Source organism: Cesiribacter sp. SM1 (genome assembly GCF_020178975.1).
In the GTDB taxonomy this organism is placed as follows: Bacteria; Bacteroidota; Bacteroidia; order Cytophagales; family Cyclobacteriaceae; genus Cesiribacter.
The window spans coordinates 1-5,937 of the sequence record NZ_JAHXBU010000104.1 but is presented as its reverse complement, the minus strand read 5'-3'; the positions used below and the strand labels follow the sequence as shown (position 1 = coordinate 5,937).

Here is a 5,937-nt window from a genome sequence, read left to right as displayed (position 1 = left end):
GCAGGCTAAGCTTCAGCCTGGACAAAGAGCTAAGCCTAAAGCTGGAGCAGTTCTCCAACCAGCAGGGGGCCACACTTTTCATGAGCCTTTTATCTGCTTTCAAGGTGCTGCTGTATCGCTACAGCGGTCAGGAGGATATCTGCGTGGGCAGTCCCATCGCAGGCAGACTGCAGCCGGAGGTAGAGCCCCTGATAGGCTTTTTTGTCAACACCCTTGCCCTTCGCAGTGACCTTAGCGGCAACAAGAGCTTCAAAGAGCTTGTAGAGCAGGTAAAAGAGACAACGCTGGAAGCCTACAAGCACCAGGACCTGCCCTTCGAGAAGGTGGTGGAAGCAGTGGGGGTAGCCAGGGACAGGAGCCGCACACCGCTCTTCCAGGTGATGTTCAGCATGGACAATACCCCACAGCTGCCGGAGGTTGAGCTGGGAGCGCTGCTGCTTTCAGCAGAGCCTGTAGAGAGTACCACGACAAAGTTTGACCTGACGCTAAGCGCCAGAAACAGCCGCGAAGGCATAGAGATGGGGCTGGAGTACTGCACCGACCTCTTCTCGGAGGCCACAGCCGTGCAGATGATGGAGCACTACCAGCGCCTGCTCACCCTTTTTATGGAAGATCCTGCAGCAGGCATCGATACACTTGCGCTGCTAAGCCAGCAGGAAGCCCGGCTGCTGCTCAAGGAGTTCAACAACACAGCAGTAGCCTATCCTGGAGACAAAACCCTGGTGGACCTCTTTGAGGAGCAGGCAGCCAGAACACCAGGTGCAGTGGCAGTTATCTTCGAAGAAGAAGCACTCACCTACCAGGAGCTTAACAGGCGCAGCAACCAGCTGGCGCATTACCTGCAGAAAAGAGGGGTCACAGCAGAAACACTGGTGCCCATCTGCATCGACCGCTCCCTGGAGATGATCATTGGCCTTTTGGGCATCCAGAAAGCAGGCGGCGCTTATGTACCCATGGATCCTGCTTACCCGCAGGAGCGCATCGAGTACATGCTCGAAGATACAGCAGCGCGGCTGCTGATCAGCAGCAGCAGTCATGCAGCACGCTTTGCAGAAACAGCAGCAGCGGTAGTGCTGCTGGACAGCCAGTGGGAGGAAATAGCAAAAGAGCCAGCGGAAAAAGCAGCTACCACCCTTCAGCCCTCCAACCTTGCCTATGTTATCTACACCTCCGGATCTACCGGAAAACCTAAAGGGGTGCTTAATGAACACAGGGGCGTAGTAAACAGGCTGCTGTGGGCGCAGGACCACTATGGGCTAACTTCAGACGATAAAGTACTACAGAAAACTACCTTCTGTTTCGATGTGTCGGTATGGGAGCTGTTCTGGCCGCTGCTGGTAGGATCAAAGTTAGTGTTTGCAAAGCCAGAAGGGCACAAAGACAGCGACTACCTGAAGTCCATTATCAGGAGCCAGGGCATTACCACCCTGCACTTTGTTCCTTCCATGCTGGAAGTATTCCTGCACAGTTTGGATGCCGGAGAATGCCAGGGGCTGGTACGGGTGCTTTGCAGCGGAGAAGCCCTGAAGCCGGCGCAGGTAAACCTGTTCAAGCAGAAGTTAAAAATAGTTGAGCTGCATAACCTCTATGGCCCAACAGAGGCAGCCATAGATGTAACTTACTGGAACGTTCCTGCCGGGGAGCAAAAAGTAAAGCTGGTGCCCATTGGTAAGCCGGTGGCAAATACACAACTCCATATTGTAGACAAAGCCGGTAACCTGGTGCCAAAAGGGGTAGCCGGAGAGCTTTGCATTGCAGGGGTGCAGGTAGCAAGAGGTTACCTGAACCGCCCGGAGCTAACGGCAGAGAAATTTGTGAAAGATCCATTCAGCAGTGAAGCAGATGCCAGGATGTATAAAACCGGTGACCTGGTGCGCTGGATGTCCGATGGCAACATAGAATACCTGGGCCGCTTTGACGACCAGGTGAAGATCCGAGGCTACAGAATTGAGCTGGGTGAGGTAGAAAGTGTGCTTGGACAGTGCGGCGGCATTCAGCAGGCAGTGGTGCTGGCAAAAGAGGATGCCCAGGGGAATAAGCGCCTGGTGGGCTATGTAGTTGCTGAAGGGGATTTTAAGAAAGAAGCTATTCTGCAGGAGATGAAGCAGAAGCTGCCGGAATACATGGTGCCTTCCATACTGGTAGCCCTGGATGAGATACCACTCACCGCCAACGGAAAAGCCAATCGCAAAGCCTTACCAGCGGTAGACATAAGTGAAACGCTAACCACAACTTATGTAGCACCCAGAACAGAAGCCGAAGAAAAGCTGGCCCACATCTGGCAGGAGCTGCTGGGCGTAGAAAAGGTAGGGGTGGAGGATAACTTCTTTGAGCTGGGAGGAGATTCCATCATTACCATACAGCTGGTGAGCAGGGCCCGGAAGAAGGGCTTTACTTTCCAGCCCAGGGATGTGTTCGAGCACCAGACAGTAGCCTCTCTGGCAGCTGTGGTGCAGTCTAATGTTAAGATCGAAACCGAGCAGGAGACTCTTTCCGGCACTTCCGGCCTGCTGCCGATACAGCATTGGTTCTTTGAGCAGCAGCTCGAGGTGCCAGGACATTTCAACCAGGCGCTTCTGCTGAATGTAAGCAAGGAACTTACTGCTGATATACTGGATAGGGCTGTTAAATTTATCATGGCCCGCCATGATGCCCTGCGCTTTACCTACAATGTTGAGGGAGGAATGCTGGAGCAGCTTTATGGAAGAGCAGTGGGTACATTAATTACAGAAGATCTTAGTAATGCATCAGCTGAAGCGCTATCGGTACAGATCACAGAAAGATGCCAGACCTACCAGAAGAGCCTAAGCCTGGAAAAAGGGGAGTTGATGCGGGCTGTGCTGATGCAGACGCCGGCTTCGGAATACCAAAACCGCCTGCTCCTGGTCATCCATCACCTGGCAGTAGACGGTGTTTCCTGGCGCATCCTTTTGGAGGATTTGGAACAGGCGATTGAGATGCTTCGCCAGGGCAGGGAAATTGAGTTGGGCGAAAAAGGCAGTTCCTACCGTCAGTGGCAGGAGGCTTTACAGCAATATGCAGAGACAAAAGCAATTCTTCAGAAGGATTACTGGCAAAAAGTGGCTAAAACAGCTTTTGTGCTTCCAGCTGAGAAGGATAGCAGGAATGCTGCGCTTGTTGCCCATCAGCAAAGTTATATCACATCACTGGATACTGGTCTTACAAAAGAGCTGCTGACAGAGGTAAACCAGGCCTATCATACCAGCATCAATGATCTCTTACTGGCTGCACTGGCCCGAACTCTCGGAGACTGGAGCCGGCAGGATGAGGTTGTCATAGGACTTGAAGGACACGGCAGGGAGGATATTTCTAAGGCACTGGACATTAGCAGAACCGTAGGCTGGTTCACCAACCTCTATCCGGTGCGCTTATCTGCTGCAAAGGGATTATCAGCTTCTGGTTTAATTCAAACGGTGAAAGAGCAGCTGCGCCAGGTGCCCCACAAAGGCATGGGCTACGGAGCACTCCGTTACCTGCACCCGGATACAGAGCTGCGCAACAGCCTGCAGGCGCAAAAGCACGAAACTGCAGAATCGTTCCAGGTAATATTCAACTACCTGGGCCAGGTAGACAATGCGCTAAATGCCAGCCGGTGGTTTGCCGGTGCTGCAGAGTCAGCCGGTAGTCTGGTGAGCAGGGCCAACCGCCTAAGCAGTAAATTTGACATCAACAGCAGCATTCTGAACGGACAGCTCCAGCTGGAGTGGCGGTATGCAGGCAATCAGTATGAAGAAGCTACCATAGCTGCACTCGCCAGTAATTTCATGGAGGTGCTTAGGGATCTGATCAGCCACTGTAAGCAAAAAGAAGTACCACAGTTTACACCTTCTGATTTAGGTTTAGGGGGAAAAGTAGGCTATCAGGAGCTGGAGCAATTCCTGGAAAAAGAGTACAGGGGCAAACCACTGCATGCACAGATCAGCAGCATGTACAGTCTAAGTCCGCTGCAGGAAGGCATGCTCTTCCATGGCCTCTACGACACCTCCTCCCAGGGCTATGTAGAACAGCTTAGCTGCCGCCTCAGAGGGCTGGAAGTAGCACCATTCCGGGCCAGCTGGGAGTACCTGCTTAGGAAACACAGCATACTTAGAAGCTCCTTCCATCATGATCTAAACATCCCTGTGCAGTGCGTGCACAAGGCTGTGGAGCTACCTTTTGAAGAGCTCGATTATAGAAACTATGCTGAAGAAGAACAGCATCAGAAAGTTGCTGCCTTCAGGGCTGCCGATAGCAAAAAGGGCTTCGATTTAAGCCAGGCGCCGCTGTTAAGGCTCACCCTTATCAGGTTATCAGAAGATAGCTGGCAGATGGTCTGGACGCACCATCACCTGCTGGTAGATGGCTGGTCACTGCCTGTACTCATGCAGGAGCTGCTAAGCACTTACGATCAGCTTAACAAAGGCGGGAAACTGCCTCAAATAGAAGAGGATCGCTATGAAGACTTTATCCGCCACCTGCAGAAACAGGATCCATCAGAGGCAGAAGCATTCTGGAAGAAGATTCTATCAGCTGTGGAAGAGCCAAGTCTTTTGCCATTTGTGGATAATAAAAAAGGCCGCAACAAGGGCGGAGATGAATATTTGCAGGAGAGCTGGCTGGTAGAGGAGTCCTTTATGGAAAGCCTTCAGCAGTATGCGCAGCATAACCGCCTTACCTTGAATACAATGGTGCAGGGCGTGTGGGCATACCTCTTGGCATCTTATACAGGACAGGAAGATGCTGTCTATGGCGTAACTGTGGCGGGAAGGCCTGCCGCGCTTGAAGATTCAGAAACCAGGGTAGGCCTCTACATCAACACCATTCCACTGCATGCGCATGTGGCAGGAGAGCAGCCGGTAAAAGAATGGTTGTTAGCACTCCAGGAAGCGCATACACATGCAAGAGAATATGCACACACACCACTTTCTAACATACAACAGTGGCTTGGAATAAAAGGAGACCTTTTTGATACCCTGCTGGTTTTTGAAAATTACCCGGTAAGCGAAGCGATGGGTGGAGACTGGGGGCTGCAGGTGGAAGGCCTGGAGGTGGATGAACACACAAACTATCCGCTCTCAATAGTAGTACAGGCAGGCAAAACGCTAAAGGTGGGCTTCAGCTACAATGCAGCCCTATTGGCAGCAGAGCAGGTAGAAAAGATAAAGGGGCACTTTGCAGCCGTGCTCCATCAGATCATCTCACAACCAGATGTAACTGTCTCCCAGCTGGAGCTGGTAACAGAGCAGGAGAAAGAGCAGCTCACCGAAGGCTACAACGCTACAGCGGCAGCCTATCCCCAGGACAAGACACTGGTGGAGCTGTTTTCAGCACAGGCAGCAAAGACTCCTGATGCTGTGGCAGTAGCAGATCTGTCAGCCTCTTTAACATACAAGGAGCTGGATGAGCGCAGCAACCAGCTGGCACATTACCTTCAGAGAAGAGGGGTTACAGCAGAAACACTGGTGCCTCTGTGCCTGGACAGGAGCCTGGAATTAGTAGTAGCCCAGCTGGGGGTGCTGAAAGCAGGAGGGGCCTATGTACCCATAGATCCCTCTTACCCCCGCCAAAGAATCCACTACATGCTCCTGGATACAGCAGCCCATCTGGTGCTAAGCGCTAGTGCTTATGAAGAGCTGCTGGAAACAAAAGCAGCATCAGGAACAAAAGCAGCAGCCATTCTTCTGGACAAGCAGTGGCAGGAGATCAGCAGGGAATCTGCAGCAACACCAGCTGTAGCTCTAGATCCTGCTAATCTTGCCTATGTTATTTACACCTCCGGATCTACGGGTAATCCCAAGGGTGTGCTGGTGGAGCACCGGGGGGTGGTGAACCTGTGCAGCTGGCACATCAGGACCTATGGTCTTGGCCCCTGTTGCAGATCTACCATGATGGCAGGGGTAGGCTTTGATGCCTCTGTGTGGGAAGTATGGCCGGTGC

1 protein-coding gene is annotated in these 5,937 nt (G+C 52.4%); it reads left to right on the top strand.

Going from position 1 to position 5,937, the window contains the following annotated elements; genetic code table 11:
* A partial coding sequence (locus KWJ01_RS27860; protein ID WP_225000436.1) for a non-ribosomal peptide synthetase occupies nucleotides 1–5,937 on the top strand: 5,937 nt, incomplete at both ends.